Genomic DNA, 19,296 nt, shown 5'->3' with positions numbered 1-19,296 from the left:
TCAGGTCTCAGGGAAGCGGATAGAACAAGCTTCGAGAGATTCCTGCCAATGTGCAAGGGGGCTGCTGCGCAGCCCATCGCGACACAAGGCCGCTCCCACAGGTAGGGTGCTGCATTTGAATGCAGCAACATTCTGTGGGAGCGGCCTTGTGTCGCGATGGGCCGCGCAGCGGCCCTATGCGGTCTTACAGGATGTAGCGCGACAGGTCTTCGTTCTGCGCCAGCTCACCGAGGTGGCTGTTCACGTAGGCCGCGTCGATGTGGATCGGCGTCTCGTCGTGAGTGCTGGCCAGGTCGCCGGCGCTGAACGACACCTCTTCGAGCAGGCGCTCGAGCAGGGTGTGCAGGCGGCGGGCACCGATGTTCTCGGTCTTCTCGTTGACCTGGAAGGCGATCTCGGCGAGGCGCTTGAGGCCTTCGTCGGCGAACTCGATGTGCAGGCCTTCGGTCTTGAGCAGCTCGCGGTACTGTTCGGTCAGCGAGGCGTGCGGCTCTTTCAGGATGCGCTCGAAGTCTTCCGGGGTCAGCGCCTTGAGCTCGACACGGATCGGCAGGCGGCCTTGCAGCTCAGGTACCAGGTCGCTGGGTTTGCTCAGGTGGAACGCACCGGAGGCGATGAACAGGATGTGGTCGGTCTTGACCATGCCCAGCTTGGTGTTGACGGTGCAGCCTTCGATCAGCGGCAGCAAGTCGCGCTGCACGCCTTCACGGGACACGTCGGCGCCGCCGACATTGCCACGCTTGGCCACCTTGTCGATTTCGTCGATGAATACGATACCGTGTTGTTCGACCGCTTCCAGGGCCTTGGCCTTGAGCTCTTCCTCGTTGACCAGGCGGCCCGCTTCTTCATCGCGGACCATCTTCAGGGCTTCTTTCACCTTCAGCTTGCGGCTCTTGCGCTTGCCCTTGCCCATGTTGGCGAACAGGCTCTGCAGCTGGTTGGTCATCTCTTCCATGCCGGGCGGCGCGGCGATATCGACGCCCATGCTCTCGGCGACTTCGATCTCGATTTCCTTGTCGTCCAGCTGGCCTTCGCGCAGGCGCTTGCGGAACAGCTGGCGGGTATTGGAGTCGCCGCTGGACTGCTGGGCTTCCTCGCTGAAGCTGCTGACCCGCGCCTGCGGCAGCAGGGCGTCGAGGATACGGTCCTCGGCGGCGTCTTCGGCGCGGTGGCGCACGCGGACGATTTCCTGCTCGCGCAGCATCTTCAGCGCGGCGTCGGCCAGGTCGCGGATGATCGACTCGACGTCACGACCGACGTAGCCGACTTCGGTGAACTTGGTCGCCTCGACCTTGATGAACGGCGCGTTGGCCAGCTTGGCCAGGCGGCGGGCGATTTCGGTCTTGCCCACGCCGGTGGGGCCGATCATCAGGATGTTCTTGGGGGTGACTTCGGCACGCAGCTCGGCAGGCAGCTGCATGCGCCGCCAGCGGTTGCGCAGGGCGATGGCGACGGCGCGCTTGGCGTCGTCCTGGCCGATGATGTGGCGGTTGAGTTCGTGGACGATTTCGCGGGGGGTCATGGACATGATGTATGGGGTCCTCGAGCAGAGTGATCAGTGTGGAAAAGTCCCGCTGCGAGCGGGACGCCAAAACAACTGATTCACTCGGCCAGGTCCTGCTCCTCGATGGTCAGGTTGTGGTTGGTGAACACGCAGATGTCGCCGGCGATGTTCAGGGCGGCCTCGGTGATTTCCCGGGCCGACAGGTCGGTCTTGTTCAGCAGGGCGCGGGCCGCGGCCTGGGCGTAGCCACCGCCGGAGCCCATGGCGATCAGGCCATCCTCGGGCTCGACCACGTCGCCGTTGCCGGTGATGATCAGCGAGGCGTCCTTGTTGGCCACGGCGAGCATCGCTTCCAGGCGGCTGAGCGAGCGGTCGGTGCGCCATTCCTTGGCCAGCTCGACGGCGGCGCGCACCAGGTGGCCGGAGTGTTTCTGCAGTTGCGCTTCAAAGCGCTCGAACAGGGTGAAGGCGTCGGCGGTGGCACCGGCGAAACCGGCGATGACCTGACCGTTGTACAGGCGCCGGACTTTCTTGGCGTTGCCTTTCATCACGGTGTTGCCGAGGGAAACCTGGCCGTCGCCGCCCATGACGACTTTGCCGTTACGGCGGACAGAAACGATGGTAGTCAAGGGAGAGTCTCCACGCAGCGGGGCGAAAATGCCTGATGCCGACTCATATGGGGGGAGGGGGGAAGGATTTCAACCGCAAAGGATGAGCGGTGCCAAGACAGGATGTTTCCGAAAGGGCAGGACTTGCATGACCCCTGTAGGAGCCGGTCTTGCCGGCGAACACCGGCAAGGCCGGTGCCAGGCACCGTGGTGCATGGTTCGCCAGCAAGGCTGGCTCCTACAGGGTGGTCATCAGGCTTCGTGGCAGATGTGCCCGTCGACCAGGGTGTAACGCACCGCGCCCGGCAGGCAGTGGCCGATGAACGGGCAGTTCGCGCCGCGGGAGTACCACTGCTCGCCGGCAACGGTGGACGCCTTCGGATCGAACAGCACCAGGTCTGCCGCGCCACCCACCTTCAGCTCGCCGGCCGGCAGGCGCATGGCCGCGGCCGGGCCGCTGCTCAGGCGCGCCAGCAACGTCGGCAGGTCGAGCAGGCCGTCTTCCACCAGGGTCATGGCCAGTGGCAGCAACAGCTCGACGCTGCTGATGCCCGGTTCGGTGGCGCCGAACGGCGCCAGCTTGGCATCACGCTCATGGGGCTGGTGATGGCTGGAGATCGCCTGGATCACCCCGGACTTCACCGCCTCGCGCAGGCCGTCGCGGTCGGCGGCGGTGCGCAGCGGCGGCTGCACGTGGTACAGGCTGGAGAAGTCGCGCAGGGCCTCGTCGGTGAGGATCAGCTGGTACAGCGCCACGTCGGCGGTGACCGGCAGCCCCAGCGCCTGGGCCTGGGCGATCAGCCGCGCGCCACGGGCGCTGGTGATCTGGGTGAAGTGGGCGCGCACGCCGGTCTGCTCGACCAGCAGCAGGTTGCGGGCCAGGGCCACGGTCTCGGCGGTTTCCGGAATGCCCGGCAGGCCGAGGAAACTGGCCATCGGGCCTTCGTGGGCCAGGCCGCCTTGCGACAGGTCGCGGTCCTGGGAGTGGAACACCACGGTCAGGTCGAAGGTCGCCGCATACTCCAGCGCCCGCGCCAGGGTACGGTTGTTGGGGATCTCCTTCAGGCCGTTGCCGAAGGCCACGCAGCCGGTGTCGCGCAGGGCGACCAGCTCGGCCAGTTGCTCGCCCTCCAGGCCCTTGGTCAGGGCGCCGATCGGGTATACCTTGCTGTTGGCCGCCTCGCGGGAGCGGTCGAGGATCAGCTCGGCGACGGCGGAGGTGTCGAGGATGGGCTTGGTTTGCGGCGGGCAGCACAGGCTGGTGACGCCGCCGGCCACCGCGGCGCGGGTTTCGCTGGCGATGGTGCCCTTGCGGCTGTAGCCCGGCTCGCGCAGCGACACGCCAAGGTCGACCAGGCCCGGCGCGGCCACCAGGCCATCGGCCTGGAGCGTGCGGCTGGCGCTGAAGCCGGCCGGGGCCGCGCCGATGGCGGCAATGCGCCCGCCTTCCAGGTGCAGGTCGGTGACGCGGTCCAGGCCGCTGGCAGGATCGATGACCCGGGCGCCGATAATGCTGATGGTCACTGGGCGTTCTCCTGGTCGAATTGACGTTGCGCGTTCTGCCCGCTCATGGCCATGGACAGCACGGCCATGCGCACGGCGATGCCGTAGGTGACCTGGTTGAGGATCACCGAGTGCTTGCCATCGGCCACCGCCGACTCGATTTCCACGCCCCGGTTGATCGGGCCCGGGTGCATGACGATGGCGTCGGGCTTGGCCCCGGCCAGGCGTGCGGTGGTCAAGCCGAACAAGCGGTAGAACTCGCCTTCGCTCGGCAGCAGGCCGCCGGCCATGCGCTCACGCTGCAGGCGCAGCATGATCACCACGTCGACGTCCTTCAGGCCTTCGGCCAGGTCGGTGTAGACCTTCACCCCATACTGTTCGATGCCGATCGGAATCAGCGTCTTCGGGCCGATCACGCGGATGTCTGGGCAGCCCAGGGCCTTGAGCGCGAGCATGTCCGAGCGGGCCACGCGCGAGTGCAGGATATCGCCGACGATCGCTACCGACAGGTTCTCGAAGCTGCCCTTGTGCCGACGGATGGTCAGCATGTCGAGCATGCCTTGCGTGGGGTGGGCGTGGCGGCCGTCGCCGCCGTTGATCACTGCTACATCCGGGCACACATGCTCAGCGATGAAGTGGGCGGCACCGGAGTCGGAGTGGCGCACGACGAACATGTCGGCGGCCATGGCTTCGAGGTTGCGCAGGGTGTCGAACAGCGTCTCGCCCTTGCTGGTCGAGGAGGTCGACACGTTCAGGCTGATCACATCGGCCGACAGCCGTTGGGCGGCCAGTTCGAAGGTGGTGCGGGTACGGGTGGAGTTCTCGAAGAACACGTTGCACACGGTCTTGCCGCGCAGCAACGGGACTTTCTTCACGGCCCGGGCGCCGACTTCGAGGAACGAGTCGGCGGTGTCGAGGATCTCGGTGAGCAGTTCGCGGGGCAAACCGTCGAGCGAGAGGAAGTGGCGCAGCTGGCCCTGGTCATTGAGCTGCAGCGGGCGCTTGGCGTCGAATGGCGTCATCGCGGGGGACTCTTAAAGGGCGGAAGCGGGGGCGAGGTCCTGGCGCTCGAGGGCGAGCGGCGTGGGTCCGGTCAATTTTACCCGTTCATGGGCGGCCAGGGACAGGGTGGCCCCCAGCACGTTCGGGCGGATCGGCAGTTCACCGGCATCCAGGTCGAGCAGGCACGCCAGCGTCACGCTGGCCGGGCGGCCGTAGTCGAACAGTTCGTTGAGGGCGGCGCGGATGGTGCGCCCGCTCATCAGCACGTCGTCCACCAGCACCAGGTGCTGGCCTTCGATCTCGAACGGCAGTTCCGAGGGGCGTACCTGCGGGTGCAGGCCGTTCTGGCTGAAGTCGTCGCGGTAGAAGGACACGTCGAGGGTGCCCAGCGGGCTCTGGTCGCCGAGCTCGGCCTGCAGGGCCTGGGCCACCCATACACCGCCGGTGCGGATACCAATGAAGCGTGGCTCGGTGATTTCACGACGGGCCAGGTGGGCGCGAAGGTCGACGGCCATCTGCCGGATCAGGTCGGCGGGATTGGGTAGGCTCATTGCGGGCTCCTTGGAGGGCGGGCGCCGGGTCCAGCCGGCGGCAAAGCGGATTTAAGTGTTGGCCTCCAGCCAGCCTTGCAGCAGCAGGGCGGCGGCGATGGCGTCGACCGGGTTGTCGCGGTAGCTGCCGTGGCGGCCGCCACGGGCCATCTGCTCGCCCTTGGCTTCGAAGGTGGTCAGGCGTTCGTCGTGGGTGTGCACGGGCAGGTTGTAGCGACCATTGAGGCGGCGGGCGAACTTTTCGGCGCGCTCGCTCATGTCGCTGGGCGTGCCGTCCATGTTCAACGGCAGCCCCACGACGATGGCGTCGGGCTTCCATTCCTTTATCAGCTTCTCGACCTGGTTCCAGTCCGGCACACCGTTCTGCGCTTTGAGCACGCACAGCTCGCGGGCCTGGCCGGTGATCACCTGGCCGACGGCCACGCCAATTTGTTTGCTGCCATAGTCGAAGCCCAGCAGCAGGCGCAGTTCGGCCATCAGGCGTGGCCCGCCTGGCTGGTCAGCAAGCTGAGGTTGATCCCCAGGCTCGCGGCGGCTGCGCCCAGGCGCTGGTCGCTGGCCAGGCCGAAGATGATCTCGGGGTCGAACGGGCAGTTGAGCCAGGCGTTGTCGGCCAGCTCTGCCTCCAGCTGGCCGGCTTCCCAGCCGGCATAACCGAGGGTGATCAGGCTTTTTTTCGGGCCTACGCCCGCGGCGATGGCCAGCAGCACATCCTGCGAGGTGGTCAGCGACAGCCCTTCAAGTGCCACGGTGGCCTGGAAGCTGCACTCGTCGCTATGCAGCACGAAACCCCGGTCGGTCTGCACCGGGCCACCCTGGTAGATGGGCACCTGCAGCGTGCTGGCCGGCGGCTGCTCGTTCGGGCGCAGCTGCTCGAGGATGTCGGCCAGGTTCAGCTCCTGCGGGCGGTTGATCACCAGGCCCATGGCACCGTTGGCGTTGTGCTCGACGATGTAGGTGAGGGTATGGGCAAAGTTCGGATCGGCCATGTGCGGCATGGCGATCAGGAACTGGTGCTTGAGGTAGCTGGGGGCGAAGGTTTTCATGAGCGCTAGTGTGGCGCCAGGTGGTGAGGCTGGCAAGGTGCTCTGAAGGTCCCTTGGGGCTGCCATGCAGCCCATCGCCGGCAAGCCGGCTCCTACAGGTACAGTGCAGACCTCAGGTAGGAGCCGGCTTGCCGGCGATGGGGCGCGAGCGGCCCTGGATCAGTTGCTCGACAACCGGTCCCCGCGGGCAAAGCGCCAGGTGCGAATGATCTCCAGCCGGTCGAACTCGGCCAGGTCGCCGGTGAACGGCGCGAACGGCGCCGCCAGGCGCACGATGCGCTGGGCCGCCTGGTCCAGCACCGGTTGGCCGGAGGATTCCAGCACCAGCACTTCATACAAGGAGCCGTCGCGGTTGATCGACACCATCATCCGCAGGCTACCGTACAGCTGCTGGCGCCGTGCCTCTTCGGGGTAGTTGAGGTTGCCGATGCGCTCGACCTTCTTGCGCCACTCCTCCTTGTACCAGGCGCCCTTGTCGCGCATGGTCGAGGCGGCGTTCAGGCGGTGGATGCGCGGGCGCTTGGCGTATAGCTGCTGTTCGTTGGAAAGCTCGGCTTCGAGGCTGGCGATCTGGCTGGACAGCTGCGAGCTGTCGAAGTCCACCACCTTGGTGGCAGGTGCCGTTTGCGGCTTGTTTTCCTTCGGCTTGGGCTCGACTTTCTGCGCCTTGGGCGCTTTCGTCGCGACCACGGACTTCTCCGGTGCCGGCGGCGTTTCCTGGCGCGCGGCGGGCGGCGGGGTGACCTTGTTGATCTTGCTGTCCTGGAACGGCGCCACTTCGGTGGTCTTGGGCACCGCCTTTTTTTCCAGGGTGCCGCTGCCCTGCTGGTTCTCCTGGGCCTGGAAGTCGGCCTTCTCAGGTGCTTTTTCGCTCTTGAAGGTGGCCAGGGTGATGTCCATGGTGTGGCGGATGTCGGCCGGCTTGACCACGGTGAAACCCACACCCAGGATCAGCGCCAGGTGCACCAGGGCAGCCAGGAACAGGGTGAAGCCGAGCCGGTCCACCGGGCGGACGCGGGGTGGCAAAAGGTCGGCGGGGATGTCGGCGGGCAGCGTCATCTGGTATCCAGCAATCGCGAAGCGGGGCAGCAGGTCGGGTGAAAAGGACCGGCATCATACCCCACTGCGCGTGTTTGCCACGTGTCGGCGGTCAGCGCGCCTTCAGCTGGCGATCAATGGCGTCCATCAGCTTGGCGCCAATGTCGGTGTTGTAGGCGGCGTCGATCTCGCGGATGCAGGTCGGGCTGGTGACGTTGATTTCGGTGAGGTGCTCGCCGATCACGTCGAGGCCGACGAACAGCAGGCCCTTCGCCCGCAGGGTCGGGCCGACCTGGGCGGCGATCCAGCGGTCGCGCTCGCTCAGCGGGCGGGCTTCGCCACGACCGCCCGCGGCCAGGTTGCCGCGGGTCTCGCCGCTGGCCGGAATGCGCGCCAGGCAGTAGTCCACCGGCTCACCGTCGATCATCAGGATGCGTTTGTCGCCGTCCTTGATCGCCGGCAGGTAGGCCTGGGCCATGATCTGCTGGGCGCCCAGCGCGGTCAGCGTTTCGAGGATCACCGACAGGTTGGGGTCACCGACCCGGTGGCGGAAGATCGAGGTGCCGCCCATGCCGTCCAGCGGCTTGAGGATCACGTCTCCATGCTGGGCGGCGAATGCGCGGATGATATCCGGGCGGCGGCTGACCAGGGTAGGCGGCGTGCACTGCGGGAACAAGGTGGCGAACAGCTTCTCGTTGCAGTCGCGCAGGCTCTGCGGGCGGTTGACCACCAGCGTGCCGTCTGTTTCGGCCTGCTCCAGCAGGTAGGTGCTGTAGACGAACTCCATGTCGAAGGGCGGGTCCTTGCGCATCAGGATCACGTCCAGATCGCCCAGCAGGTTGTCCTGCTCCTCGCCCAGCTCGAACCAGCGCGCCGGGTCGGCGAACACCTTCAGCGGGCGCATCCGTGCTCGGGCCTTGCCTTCGCCCTGGTACAGGTCGCGCTGCTCCATGTAGAACAGGCTCCAGCCGCGGGCCTGGGCGGCCAGCAGCATGGCCAGCGAGCTGTCCTTTTTATAGGAGATGGACGCGATGGGGTCCATGACAATCCCGAGGCGAACGCTCATGGGGTAATTCCTCTTGGCGGCGGTGGCCGCGATGGCACGAAAAGAAAAGTGGCTCAGGGTGGCGCCGGGCGCGCCCGCGGTCAAGGGGCTGGCGGATGGAATGGCCATCGGGACTGTGTTAAAAAGGCCAGGCATGCGGCCTGCGGACTTGGGGCTGCTGTGCAGCCCATCGCGACGCAAGGCCGCTCCCACAGAGGTTTTGCGTTGGACAGAATATCGTTGAATGGCACAGACAGGTGGGAGCGGCCTTGCGTCGCGATGGGGCGCGAAGCGGCCCCAGGATTTCGGCCCCAGCAACGATGGTAGAGCAACTATGGAACAACCCCTGAAGGTGATGGTGATCGACGACTCCCGCACGATCCGCCGCACCGCGCAGATGTTGCTTGGCGAGGCGGGCTGCGAGGTGATCACCGCCAGCGATGGTTTCGACGCCCTGGCGAAGATCATCGATCACAAGCCGCGGATCATCTTCGTCGACGTGCTCATGCCGCGCCTGGATGGCTACCAGACCTGCGCGGTAATCAAGCACAACAGCGAATTCAAGGACACCCCGGTGATTCTGCTCTCATCCCGCGACGGCCTGTTCGACAAGGCCCGCGGCCGGGTGGTCGGTTCCGACCAGTTCCTTACCAAACCGTTCAGCAAGGAAGAACTGCTCGACGCGATCCGCGCCCATGTGCCCGGTTTCGCCGTGCAAGACCAACCCGCACCCTGACGCCGCCAACACCGGCGGGGGGTTCACTTTCCTCATGGGGAAACAGCATGGCCCGAGTTTTGATTGTCGACGATTCGCCGACAGAGTTGTACAAGCTGACCGCGATACTGGAAAAAAACGGCCATCAAGTTCTCAAGGCCGAAAATGGTGCCAATGGCGTGGCCCTGGCGCGTCAGGAGAAACCGGACGTCGTCCTGATGGACATCGTCATGCCGATCCTCAACGGCTTCCAGGCGACCCGCCAGTTGGCCAAGGATCCGGCGACCAAGGCCATCCCAGTGCTGGTCATCACCGCGAAGGACCAGGAAACCGACCGTATCTGGGCCCAGCGCCAGGGCGCCCGTGACTTTCTGACCAAGCCGGTGGAAGAAGACGCGCTTATCGCCAAATTGAAAGAAGTGCTCGGCGCTTGACCACCCGGCCTCAGGGCGCGTCGCTGACCGCCTTCGAGCTGTTGCTGGACATCGACCGCCGTTGCCGCCTGCTGGTCGCCGACCAGCCGCCTCAGGACACGCGTCTGCAGCAGTGGAGCGGCATCGGCTTTCGCATTGCCGGGCAGTGGTTCGTCGCCCCCATGGGCGAGGTCGCCGAGGTGCTGCGCGAACCCCGCAGCAGCCGGGTTCCGGGGGTCCAGCCCTGGGTGCGCGGGGTGGCCAACCTGCGTGGGCGTCTGCTGCCGCTGATGGACCTGTGCGCCTTTTTCGGCCTGGGCCCGGCCGCCGCTGCCGGCAAGCAGCGGCGCGTACTGGTGCTGGACCACGAGGAGCTGTTCGCCGGCCTGCTGGTGGACGAGGTGGTGGGCCTGCAGCACTTTGCCCTCAGCAGCCTGGAACTGTCACCGCCGCAGCCGCTGATCCGCGCGGCCGCGCCTTTCGTGCAGGGGTATTTCCCCCGTGAACGCAACTGGGCAATCTTCAGCCCTTTCGCCCTGGCCCAGGCCCCGGGTTTTCTCGATGTGGCGTTGTAGAGGATTTTCGACGTGAACAAGCCCGGCCCCACCGTCGTCGCGCCGGCCGTTTCCCCGGCCGCCGTGGCCCAGCGACCACGCAGCACCGCGCAGATCACCGTGCTGTTCGTGGTGCTGATCCTGTCGATCGTCCTGCTGTTCGCCAATTTCGCCTACCTCAACACCCAGGCCAACCACGACAAGCAGTACATCGGCCATGCCGGCGAGCTGCGGGTGCTGTCGCAGCGCATCGCCAAGAACGCCACCGAGGCGGCGGCGGGCAAGGCACTGGCGTTCAAGCTGCTCAGCGATGCGCGCAACGACTTCGAGCGCCGCTGGAGCTACCTGCGCGAGGGCGACAAGGCCACTGGGCTGCCGCCCGCGCCGGTGAAGGTGCGCGATGAAATGGACGCGGTGCGCCAGGACTGGGAAAACCTGCGCAAGAACACCGATACCATCCTCGCCAGCGAGCAGACCGTGCTGTCGCTGCACCAGGTCGCGGCCACGCTGGCCGAGACCGTGCCGCAATTGCAGGTCGAATACGAAAAGGTGGTGGAGATCCTGCTGCAGAGCGGCGCCCCGGCCAACCAGGTGGCGGTGGCCCAGCGCCAGTTGCTGCTCGCCGAACGGATTCTGGGCTCGGTCAATACCGTGCTGGCCGGCGACGATACCTCGGTCCAGGCGGCCGATGCCTTCGGCCGCGATGCCAGCCGTTTCGGCCAGGTGCTCGAAGGCATGCTCGCCGGCAACCCGGCGATCCAGGTGACCCGGGTCGAAGACGCCGATGCCCGCGCACGCTTGGCCGAGATCGCCGAGCTGTTCCAGTTCGTCGCAGGCTCGGTGGACGAGATCCTCGAGACCTCGCCCGAGCTGTTCCGTGTGCGCGAGGCCGCAGGCAACATCTTCAGCCTGTCGCAGACGCTGCTCGACGAAGCCTCGCACCTGGCCAACGGCTTCGAGAACCTGGCCGGCGGGCGCACCCTCGACACCGTCGGCGGCTATGTGCTCGGCCTGCTGGCGCTGGCCTCGATCATCCTGATCGGCCTGGTGATGGTGCGCGCCACCAGCCGCCAGTTGCGCGAAACCGCCGAGAAGAACGAGCGCAACCAGCAGGCGATCATGCGCCTGCTCGACGAGATCGAGGAGCTGGCCGACGGCGACCTGACCGTCACCGTGTCGGTCACCGAAGACTTCACCGGCGCCATCGCCGACTCGATCAACTATTCGGTCGACCAGCTGCGTGACCTGGTGGCCACCATCAACCACAGCGCCGAGCAGGTCGCCGCGGCGGTGCAGGACACGCAGAACACCGCGCGCCAGCTGGCCAAGGCCTCGGAGCACCAGGCCGAGCAGATCAGCGAGGCGTCGGAGGCGGTGGGCGACATGGTCGAGTCGATCGACCGGGTGTCGGCCCATGCCTACGAGTCGGCCAAGGTTGCCGAGCGTTCGGTGGCCATCGCCAACAAGGGCAACGAGGTGGTGCACAACACCATCCACGGTATGGACAACATCCGCGAACAGATCCAGGACACCGCCAAGCGGATCAAGCGCCTGGGTGAGTCCTCCCAGGAGATCGGCGACATCGTCAGCCTGATCGACGACATTGCCGAGCAGACCAACATCCTGGCCCTCAACGCCGCTATCCAGGCCTCGCTGGCCGGCGAGGCCGGGCGCGGCTTCGCCGTGGTCGCCGACGAGGTGCAGCGCCTGGCCGAGCGTTCGTCCTCGGCCACCCGCCAGATCGAGGCGCTGGTGCGCACCATCCAGGCCGACACCAACGAAGCGGTGATCTCCATGGAGCAGACCACCGCTGAAGTGGTGCGCGGCGCGCGCCTGGCCCAGGACGCGGGCGTGGCCCTGGCCGAGATCGAGGGGGTATCGCAGACCCTGGCCGACCTGATCCACAGCATCTCCGATGCGGCCCAGTTGCAGACCTCGTCCGCCGGGCAGATCTCCCACACCATGGCGGTGATCCAGCAGATCACTGCGCAGACCTCGGCCGGCTCCGGCGCCACCGCCGACAGCATCCGTCACCTGGCGCGCATGGCCAGCGAGATGCGCCGCTCGGTGTCCGGCTTCACCCTGCCCAAACCGGTCGAGCGTCAATGAAAGGGGCGAGTGTGATGGCCGGCATGCTCGGCGGCGCGCGGCACGACACCGTCGCCCTGGCCTGGACCAAGGCGCCGATCCTCGATTGCCTGGGCCAGGCGCGCCAGGCCCTGGAGCGCTTTACCGGCATGCCCGAGGACCTGTCGATCCTCGCGTTCTTCGTCGACAACCTGCACCAGGTGCACAACTGCCTGCGGGTGCTCGAACTGCCGGGTGCCGCGCGCCTGGCCGAAGAGCTGGAACTGCTCGGGCGGGCCATGGCCGAGGGCCAGGTCAGCCCCCGTGGCGATTGCCTGGGCGCGTTGTTCCGCGGCCTGGAGCAGTTGCCCCCGTACCTCGACCGCTTGCGGGGCGCGCGGCACGACCTGCCGTTGGTGGTGATGCCGCTGCTCAACCAGTTGCGTGTCTGCCGGGGCGCCGAGCCCCTGGCCCAAGGTAGCCTGCTGGGCGAACTCGGCCAGCGCCTGGCGGGTGCCGAAGACCTGGCCAACCTCGACCTGTCGCTGGGTAACTGGCGGGAGCACATGCAGGCCGGCTCCGGTCGCGACGCACTGCGTTCGGTGGTGATGGCGCTGTGCGACGACCTGATGCGCATCAAGGAGCGCCTCGACCCGTTCGTCAGTGGCGAGCGACAGCCTCGCGAGCCTCTGGAGCACCTGCTGGCGCCGTTACGGCATGTGGCCGATACCCTGTCGGTGCTGGGCTTCCAGCAACCACGCCGGGTGATCATCGACCAGGTGCTGGCGTTGCAGGCCGTGGTCGAGCGAGACGATGGCGTGGACGAAGCGGTGCTGATGGACGTGGCTGGCGCGCTGCTCTACGTGGAAGCGACCCTCAATGGCATGGTGGGGCCGCTGGAGGAGACCGCGCCGGGCAACTTGCCAGGCTCGGACCTTGCGGAGATTCGCCAGCTGGTACTCAGTGAAGCGCTCAACGTACTGCAACAGGCCAAGGACCTGATCGGCGACTGTCTGGAGTCTGACTGGTCGCGCCAGCGCCTGCAGGCTCTGCCCGGGCTGTTGCACCAAGTGCGCGGTGCCCTGGCGATGCTGGCGCTGCCTGCGGCCGCCGAGGTGTTCGCCGGCTGTGCCGGGTATGTCCAGGGCTGGCTGGTGCACCTCGAGGAGGAGCCCCTGCCCGACGAGCTGGCGCACCTGGCCGACGCCCTCAGCGCCGGCGAGGCCTACCTGCAATGGCGGGTGGCCGACCCGTTGGCCGACGCCCAGCGTTTCATCGACATGGCCCATGCCAGCCTGGCCGCCCTGGGTGTGCAATGCCAGCGAGTCGATGCCGGGCAGTCCATCGATGGCATCGACGATGAGTTGCGCGAAGTGTTTCTTGAGGAAGCCGCCGAACTGCTGCCGGAGATCGAGCGCCACTGGTTGCGCTGGCGGGCGGACAACAGCCTGCGCGAGCCGTTGGTCGAAGTGCGCCGGGCCTTGCACACGCTAAAAGGCAGTGGGCGCATGGTCCATGCCGAAGCCGTGGCGGAGCTGGCCTGGGGCGCCGAGCACCTGCTCAACCGGGTGCTGGAAGGGCGCATCGTGCTCAGCCCGGAAGGGTTGGTGGCGTTGCAGCAGGTGTTCGTGCGCCTGCCCGACCTGCTGGCCGATTTCGCTGCCAGCCAGTTGCCGCCTTCGGCCGAGATCGAACAGCTGGCGAGCCACCTGCATGCGCTGGCACTCAACGATACGCCGGCCAGCGCCAGCATCGACGGGCTCGACCCGCACCTGCTGGAGATCTTCCGCAACGAGGCCCTGGGCCATCTGGCCGGGCTCGATACTTTCCTGCAAGGCGCCGATGCGCAGGGCACCGCGGTCAGCGACAGCCTGCAGCGCGCCTTGCACACGCTCAAGGGCAGCGCCGCCATGGCCGGGGTGATGCCGGTGGCGGAGCTGGCCACCGCGCTTGACCGTCTGGTGCGTGAGTACAAGGGGCACCAGATATCGCTGCAGCTGGCCGAAATAGAGCTGCTTGAGGCAGCCCGAGCCCTGTTCCACCTGGGCCTGGCCCAGCTGGGCAGCACGCCGCTGGCCGCCATTCCCGGCGCCGCATCGTTGATCGAGCAGGTCGGCCAGGCTGTCGACAACCGCCTGGCGCAGCATCAGGACGACCCGCATCAGCCGCGGCGCAGCCGCCGCGACCCGCAGTTGATCAGCACTTTCCTGGCCCAGGGCATGGACATCCTGCTCGATGCCGAGTCGCTGCTGATGCATTGGCAGGCGCACCCAGGCGAGCGCCAGCCACTGGAGACCTTGCTGGATGACTTGACCACCCTTGGCCACAGCGCCCATCAGGCCGAGCTGTGGCAGGTGGATGAGATCTGCGAAGGGCTGCTCGACCTGTACGGCGCGGTGGAGGAGGGCAGCCTGGCGGTCACGCCACGGTTGTTCGCCGTGGCACAGCAGGCCCATGAGGCGCTGCTCGACATGCTCGATGAGATTGCCGCCGGGCAAGACCTGGATGCCCGTCCGGAGAGCTTGGCGGCATTGCGCGGCCTGTTGGATGACGCGCTCGACCCGGATGCCATGGGGGTGGTTGGCGCCGACCGAGTGACGCCGCTCCCGGGTTCAGGCGCACTGCCGGACCCTGCGGTGGTCGAGCTGTTCCTGGAAGAGGCGCGAGACATCCTCGACAGCGCCGACCAGGCCTTGCAGCAGTGGAAGGCCGATCCGGACAGCCTCTCCGTGCTGTCGGCCCTGCAGCACGATGTGCTGACGCTCAAGGGCGGGGCACAGATGGCCGCCATCGGCGCGGTGGAGCTCCTTGCCCAGGAGCTGGCGCTGCTCTACGAAGGCCTGGTTGACCGCCGCCTGGGTGCCAGCGCGGCATTGTTCGACCTGCTCGCACGCAGCCACGGCGCGCTGGCCGGGATGCTGCACAGCGTTCAGCAGGGCCAGGTGCCCGCCTCGGCGGTGGCGCTACTCGGCGAATTGCGCGAGTTCCGCCATACCACGCCGCCACCGGGCCAGGCAGAACAGTTCGAGGAACAACACGAGGCCGCAGGCGACAAGGAGCTGCTGGAGGTCTTCCTCGAAGAAAGCTCCGACATCGTCGAGAGCGCCGCGCAATCGCTGGCCCTCTGGCAGGCCGACCCGCGCAACACGGTCGAAGTGGAGAACCTGTTGCGCGACCTGCACACGCTCAAGGGCGGTGCACGGATGGTGGAGATCGCGGCCATCGGCGACCTCGCCCATGAACTGGAGTTTCTCTACGAGCTGCTGGCTGCCGGGCGCCTGCCGTCGACCCCGGCGCTGTTCAGCCTGCTGCAGAACTGCCACGACCGCCTGGCGCACATGCTCGACGCGGTACGCCTGGGCCAGCCGCTGCACGCCGCCACGGCGCTGATCGACTACATCCGCAACTTCTCCAGCGCCGCCCTCACCGACAGCGCGGCTGGCCAGGCCCAGGGCGAGGTCGCCCCGGTCGATACACCGACCGCCGCTCCCGAGAGAGCCGCGGGGGACATGGTCAAGGTCGACGCCGAACTGCTCGACGATCTGGGCAACCTGGCCGGCGAGCATTCGGTGATCCGCGGGCGGATCGAACAACAGGTCAACGACGCCCAGTTCGCCCTGAACGAGATGGAAACCACGCTGGAGCGCATGCGCGACCAGCTGCTGCGCCTGGACATCGAAACCCAAGGGCGGATCTCCAGCCGGCAACAGTTCGAAGGCGATGCCTACGACGACTTCGACCCGCTGGAGATGGACCGCCATTCACAGTTGCAGCAGTTGTCCCGGGCCCTGTTCGAGTCGGCCTCCGACCTGCTCGACCTGAAGGAAACCTTGATGCAGCGCGCCCAGGAGGCGCACAGCCTTCTGCAGCAGCAGGCGCGGGTCAACAGCCAGTTGCAGGAAGGCCTGACCGCCACGTTGATGGTGCCGTTCGAACGCCTGGTACCGCGTTTGCAACGGGTGGTGCGGCAGGTGGCCAGCGAGTTGGGCAAGCAGGTCGAACTGGTGGTCGGCAACGCCGAGGGCGAGCTGGACCGTAGCGTGCTCGAACGCATGGTTGCGCCGCTGGAGCATATGCTGCGCAACGCTGTCGACCACGGTCTTGAAACCCGCGAATCCCGCCTGGCCGCCGGCAAGCCGGAGCTGGGCACCATCCACCTGAACCTGTTGCACGAGGGCGCCGACATCGTCATCGAGATGAGCGACGACGGTGCCGGCGTGCCGTTGGACGCGGTGCGCAACAAAGCCATCAAGCGTGGGCTGCTCGACCCGCAGGCGCGTCTGAGTGACCACGAGATCCTGCAATTCATCCTGCGCCCGGGGTTCTCCACGGCAGAGAAGATCACTCAGATCTCCGGGCGTGGCCTGGGCATGGATGTGGTCCATGAAGAGGTCAAGCAGCTGGGTGGCTCCATGAGCATCGAGTCCAGCCCTGGCAAGGGCGCGCGCTTCCTGATCCGCCTGCCGTTCACCGTGTCGATGAACCGGGCGCTGATGGTGCACCTGGGGGAAGAGCAGTACGCCATCCCGCTGAACACAATCGAAGGTATCGTCCGGGTGCCGCCCGCCGAGCTGGAGGCCTGCTATCGGCTCGACCCGCCGCGCTACAGCTATGCCGGTCACGACTATGCGCTGCGCTACCTGGGCGAGCTGGTACAGGGCAGCGGGCAGCCCAGCCTGCTGGGCCAGAGCGTGCCATTGCCGGTGCTGCTCACCCATTCCCACGAACAGTCGTTCGCCATCCAGGTCGACAACCTGTCACCCAGCCGCGAGATCGTGGTCAAGAGCCTGGGGCCACAGTTCGCCGCCGTGCCTGGGTTGTCGGGCGCGACGTTGCTTGGCGATGGCCGGGTGGTGCTGATTCTCGACTTGCTCGGCCAGCTGCGTGGCCAGCAGCGGCGCCTGGCACGTCTGCCGGGTGCGGCGGGCAGCCAGCGTGGGCTGGTCGGGCCGACGCAACGGCGGCCGCTGCTGGTGATGGTGGTGGACGACTCGGTGACCGTGCGCAAGGTCACCAGCCGCCTGCTCGAACGCCATGGCATCAGCGTGCTGACCGCCAAGGATGGTGTCGATGCCATGGCCCTGCTCGAGGAGCATCGCCCGGACGTGTTGCTGCTGGACATCGAGATGCCGCGCATGGATGGTTTCGAGGTGGCCACCCGCATTCGCCGCGACGAACGCCTCAAGCAGTTGCCGATCATCATGATCACCTCGCGCACCGGGCAGAAGCACCGCGAGCGCGCGATGGCCATCGGCGTCAACGAGTACCTGGGCAAGCCTTACCAGGAATCGGTGCTGTTGCAGAGCATCGCCCATTGGAGCCAGAACCATGCTTGACCACATCGCCGGCCAGCGCAGCAGCCTGACCGGGCTGTTGCTGCCCCTGGGCGACCGGACGCTGGTGTTGCCCAACGTCGCGGTGGCCGAACTGATCGGCCACCCTGCCATCGCCTGCGAGGCCGGCGAGCCGGCCTGGCACCTGGGTTGGGTCGACTGGCGCCAGCAGCGCCTGCCACTGATCGGCTTCGAGATGGCCTGTGGCGGTCATACCCCGTCTGGCGAGCGGGCGCGGATCGTCGTGCTCAATGCCCTGGGTGACACCGGGCTACGCTACCTGGCGATGCTGCTGCAGGGAATTCCGCGCTCGTGCAAGCTCGACAGCCAGCTCAACTACGTGGATGTGCCGCTGGCCGAGTTCGAGCTGGCGGCGGTGCAGGTGGGCGAGCAGGTGGCACGGGTGCCGGACCTGGCGGGGTTGGAACGGTTGGTGCGTGACGCCGAACTGCAATCAGCGGCCAATTAGAATGGACCGGTTGCCCCTGAAGGAGCCGGCTTGCCGGCGAACCGGTCGCAAAGCAGTCTATTTCGGAACCCGCACCGCCTCAGGAGGTCTGTGCCTGCATGTACCATGGTGAACGTTTCAACGCCTGGACCCACCTGGTTGGTGCGGTGCTGGCCTGCATTGGCGCGGTCTGGCTGATCGTCGTGGCCGGGCTCCAGGGCGACCCCTGGAAGATCGTCAGCTTTTCCATCTATGGCTTCACGCTGCTGCTGCTCTACAGCATCTCCACGCTCTACCACAGCACTCGCGGGCGGGCGAAGCAGGTCATGCGCAAGCTCGACCACCTGTCGATCTACCTGCTGATCGCCGGCAGCTACACCCCGTTCTGCCTGGTCAGCTTGCGCGGCCCCTGGGGCTGGAGCCTGTTCGGGGTGGTCTGGGGGTTGGCGGTGATCGGCATGCTGCAGGAGATCAAGCCGCGTTCGGAAGCACGCATCCTGTCGATCGTCATCTACGCGGTGATGGGCTGGATCGTGCTGGTGGCGGTCAAGCCGCTGCTGTCCAGCCTGGGGGCCGCGGGCTTCGCCTGGCTGGCTGCCGGCGGTGTGTTCTACACCGTCGGCATCGTCTTCTTCGCCTTCGACAGTCGCTTCCGCCACTGGCATGGCATCTGGCACCTGTTCGTGATTGCCGGGAGCCTGATGCACTTCGTCGCGGTATCTCTCTACGTGCGCTAGAAGTCGCCCCACAGCTGCTGCGCCACCGACAGTGCCACCACCGGCGCGGTCTCGGTACGCAGCACGCGCGGGCCAAGGCGGGCGGCGTGGAAGCCGGCGGCCTTGGCCTGCTCGACCTCGGCATCGTTGAGGCCGCCTTCGGGGCCGATCAGGAAGGCCAGGCGGGCGGGCTTGGCGTGGCTGGTCAGCGGTGCCGCCACGGGGTGCAGGACCAGCTTGAGGTCGGCGTCGCTGCCCTTGATCCATTCCGCCAGGGTGACCGGCGGGTGGATGACCGGCACGCTCGAGCGGCCGCACTGCTCGCAGGCGCTGATCGCCACCTGGCGCCAGTGGGCCAGGCGTTTGTCGGCGCGCTCGTCCTTCAGGCGGACCTCGCAGCGCTCGCTGACGATTGGAGTGATTTCATTGACGCCAAGCTCGGTGGCTTTCTGGATCGCCCAGTCCATGCGTTCGCCGCGGGAAAGGCCCTGGCCGAGGTGGACGTGCAGCGACGATTCGGCCTGGCCGGGGAGGGCCTGGTCGAGGCTGACGCGCACGGTTTTCTTGCCCACCTCGAGCAGTTGGCCGAGGTATTCCTGGCCGCTGCCGTCGAACAGCTGCACGGCGTCGCCGGGGGCCATGCGCAGCACGCGGCCGATGTAATGGGCCTGGGCTTCGGGGAGCTCGTGCTCGCCGAGGCCAAGCGGGGCGTCGATGAAGAAGCGGGAGAGTCTCATAGTTCTACTCGGAATC

The 19,296-nt window shown here is 66.9% G+C and carries 17 protein-coding genes; 7 read left to right on the top strand and 10 right to left on the bottom strand.

Annotated features, from left to right (window positions below):
* Positions 1-184 precede the first annotated feature (184 nt).
* From hslU to gshB, 9 genes are all read right to left on the bottom strand, one after another.
* Positions 185-1,528 (bottom strand): ATP-dependent protease ATPase subunit HslU, encoded by a 1,344-nt coding sequence (gene hslU / locus PSEEN_RS23415; RefSeq protein WP_011536057.1) that lies wholly within the window; start codon positions 1,526-1,528, stop codon positions 185-187.
* Between the two features lie 74 nt (positions 1,529-1,602).
* Positions 1,603-2,133 carry an ATP-dependent protease subunit HslV gene (hslV, locus tag PSEEN_RS23410; protein ID WP_011536056.1) on the bottom strand — a complete coding sequence of 177 codons (531 nt, stop codon included), beginning with the start codon at positions 2,131-2,133 and terminating at the stop codon, positions 1,603-1,605.
* A gap of 231 nt (positions 2,134-2,364) precedes the next feature.
* Positions 2,365-3,636 (bottom strand): dihydroorotase, encoded by a 1,272-nt coding sequence (locus PSEEN_RS23405; protein ID WP_011536055.1) that lies wholly within the window; start codon positions 3,634-3,636, stop codon positions 2,365-2,367.
* A complete protein-coding gene (locus PSEEN_RS23400; RefSeq protein WP_011536054.1) occupies positions 3,633-4,637 on the bottom strand; it encodes an aspartate carbamoyltransferase catalytic subunit in 1,005 nt (334 codons plus the stop codon). Before PSEEN_RS23400 ends, PSEEN_RS23405 begins: the two co-directional genes overlap by 4 nt.
* A 12-nt stretch (positions 4,638-4,649) precedes the next feature.
* Positions 4,650-5,168 carry a bifunctional pyr operon transcriptional regulator/uracil phosphoribosyltransferase PyrR gene (gene pyrR / locus PSEEN_RS23395; RefSeq protein ID WP_011536053.1) on the bottom strand — a complete coding sequence of 173 codons (519 nt, stop codon included), beginning with the start codon at positions 5,166-5,168 and terminating at the stop codon, positions 4,650-4,652.
* Between the two features lie 51 nt (positions 5,169-5,219).
* Positions 5,220-5,645 (bottom strand): Holliday junction resolvase RuvX, encoded by a 426-nt coding sequence (ruvX, locus tag PSEEN_RS23390; protein WP_011536052.1) that lies wholly within the window; start codon positions 5,643-5,645, stop codon positions 5,220-5,222.
* Positions 5,645-6,214, bottom strand: coding sequence for a YqgE/AlgH family protein (locus tag PSEEN_RS23385; protein ID WP_011536051.1), 570 nt, complete (start codon positions 6,212-6,214; stop codon positions 5,645-5,647). The genes ruvX and PSEEN_RS23385 overlap by 1 nt, the downstream gene beginning before the upstream one ends.
* Positions 6,215-6,373: 159 nt before the next feature.
* On the bottom strand, positions 6,374-7,273 hold the full coding sequence (locus tag PSEEN_RS23380; protein ID WP_011536050.1) for an energy transducer TonB: 900 nt from the start codon (positions 7,271-7,273) through the stop codon (positions 6,374-6,376).
* Between the two features lie 91 nt (positions 7,274-7,364).
* Entirely contained in the window at positions 7,365-8,318 is a 954-nt protein-coding gene (gene gshB / locus PSEEN_RS23375; RefSeq protein ID WP_011536049.1) for a glutathione synthase, read from the bottom strand.
* A 313-nt stretch (positions 8,319-8,631) separates the two neighbouring features.
* Between gshB and pilG the strand changes: the two genes are divergently transcribed.
* The 7 genes from pilG (at position 8,632) to trhA (ending at position 18,564) form a co-directional block, all read left to right on the top strand.
* Positions 8,632-9,033, top strand: a complete 402-nt coding sequence (gene pilG / locus PSEEN_RS23370; RefSeq protein WP_044488517.1) for a twitching motility response regulator PilG — start codon at positions 8,632-8,634, stop codon at positions 9,031-9,033.
* 47 nt (positions 9,034-9,080) lie between these two features.
* Complete coding sequence (gene pilH / locus PSEEN_RS23365; RefSeq protein WP_011536047.1) at positions 9,081-9,446, top strand: twitching motility response regulator PilH; 366 nt, start codon at positions 9,081-9,083, stop codon at positions 9,444-9,446.
* Complete coding sequence (locus PSEEN_RS23360; protein WP_011536046.1) at positions 9,443-10,000, top strand: chemotaxis protein CheW; 558 nt, start codon at positions 9,443-9,445, stop codon at positions 9,998-10,000. Before pilH ends, PSEEN_RS23360 begins: the two co-directional genes overlap by 4 nt.
* Positions 10,001-10,063: 63 nt before the next feature.
* The gene (locus PSEEN_RS23355; RefSeq protein WP_086009465.1) at positions 10,064-12,088 is read left to right on the top strand and encodes a methyl-accepting chemotaxis protein; all 2,025 of its coding nucleotides are present in this window, start codon (positions 10,064-10,066) and stop codon (positions 12,086-12,088) included.
* Entirely contained in the window at positions 12,085-17,382 is a 5,298-nt protein-coding gene (locus PSEEN_RS23350; RefSeq protein ID WP_231845284.1) for a hybrid sensor histidine kinase/response regulator, read from the top strand. Before PSEEN_RS23355 ends, PSEEN_RS23350 begins: the two co-directional genes overlap by 4 nt.
* Positions 17,375-17,848 carry a chemotaxis protein CheW gene (locus PSEEN_RS23345; RefSeq protein ID WP_011536043.1) on the top strand — a complete coding sequence of 158 codons (474 nt, stop codon included), beginning with the start codon at positions 17,375-17,377 and terminating at the stop codon, positions 17,846-17,848. The genes PSEEN_RS23350 and PSEEN_RS23345 overlap by 8 nt, the downstream gene beginning before the upstream one ends.
* Before the next feature lie 98 nt (positions 17,849-17,946).
* Positions 17,947-18,564, top strand: coding sequence for a PAQR family membrane homeostasis protein TrhA (gene trhA, locus PSEEN_RS23340; RefSeq protein WP_011536042.1), 618 nt, complete (start codon positions 17,947-17,949; stop codon positions 18,562-18,564).
* Here the strand turns inward: trhA and PSEEN_RS23335 are convergent.
* Positions 18,561-19,280, bottom strand: coding sequence for a 16S rRNA (uracil(1498)-N(3))-methyltransferase (locus PSEEN_RS23335; RefSeq protein ID WP_011536041.1), 720 nt, complete (start codon positions 19,278-19,280; stop codon positions 18,561-18,563). The two genes, trhA and PSEEN_RS23335, sit on opposite strands and share 4 nt — an antisense overlap.
* Positions 19,281-19,296: the final 16 nt, after the last annotated feature.

Origin of the sequence: Pseudomonas entomophila L48 (genome assembly GCF_000026105.1) — a bacterium.
Classification (GTDB): domain Bacteria; phylum Pseudomonadota; class Gammaproteobacteria; order Pseudomonadales; family Pseudomonadaceae; genus Aquipseudomonas; species Aquipseudomonas entomophila.
The sequence above is the reverse complement of the archived record's forward strand: the minus strand, read 5'-3'. Positions and strand labels throughout refer to the sequence as shown.

Bases quoted from the DNA above. Each gene is read 5' to 3' on its own strand.
- PSEEN_RS23350 (WP_231845284.1), top strand. From the start codon at position 12,085: ATGAAAGGGGCGAGTGTGATGGCCGGCATGCTCGGCGGCGCGCGGCAC.
- gshB (WP_011536049.1), bottom strand. From the start codon at position 8,318: ATGAGCGTTCGCCTCGGGATTGTCATGGACCCCATCGCGTCCATCTCC.
- ruvX (WP_011536052.1), bottom strand. From the start codon at position 5,645: ATGGCCGAACTGCGCCTGCTGCTGGGCTTCGACTATGGCAGCAAACAA.
- hslU (WP_011536057.1), bottom strand. From the start codon at position 1,528: ATGTCCATGACCCCCCGCGAAATCGTCCACGAACTCAACCGCCACATC.
- PSEEN_RS23400 (WP_011536054.1), bottom strand. From the start codon at position 4,637: ATGACGCCATTCGACGCCAAGCGCCCGCTGCAGCTCAATGACCAGGGC.
- PSEEN_RS23335 (WP_011536041.1), bottom strand. From the start codon at position 19,280: ATGAGACTCTCCCGCTTCTTCATCGACGCCCCGCTTGGCCTCGGCGAG.
- pilH (WP_011536047.1), top strand. From the start codon at position 9,081: ATGGCCCGAGTTTTGATTGTCGACGATTCGCCGACAGAGTTGTACAAG.
- trhA (WP_011536042.1), top strand. From the start codon at position 17,947: ATGTACCATGGTGAACGTTTCAACGCCTGGACCCACCTGGTTGGTGCG.
- PSEEN_RS23380 (WP_011536050.1), bottom strand. From the start codon at position 7,273: ATGACGCTGCCCGCCGACATCCCCGCCGACCTTTTGCCACCCCGCGTC.
- PSEEN_RS23385 (WP_011536051.1), bottom strand. From the start codon at position 6,214: ATGAAAACCTTCGCCCCCAGCTACCTCAAGCACCAGTTCCTGATCGCC.
- pilG (WP_044488517.1), top strand. From the start codon at position 8,632: ATGGAACAACCCCTGAAGGTGATGGTGATCGACGACTCCCGCACGATC.
- PSEEN_RS23345 (WP_011536043.1), top strand. From the start codon at position 17,375: ATGCTTGACCACATCGCCGGCCAGCGCAGCAGCCTGACCGGGCTGTTG.
- pyrR (WP_011536053.1), bottom strand. From the start codon at position 5,168: ATGAGCCTACCCAATCCCGCCGACCTGATCCGGCAGATGGCCGTCGAC.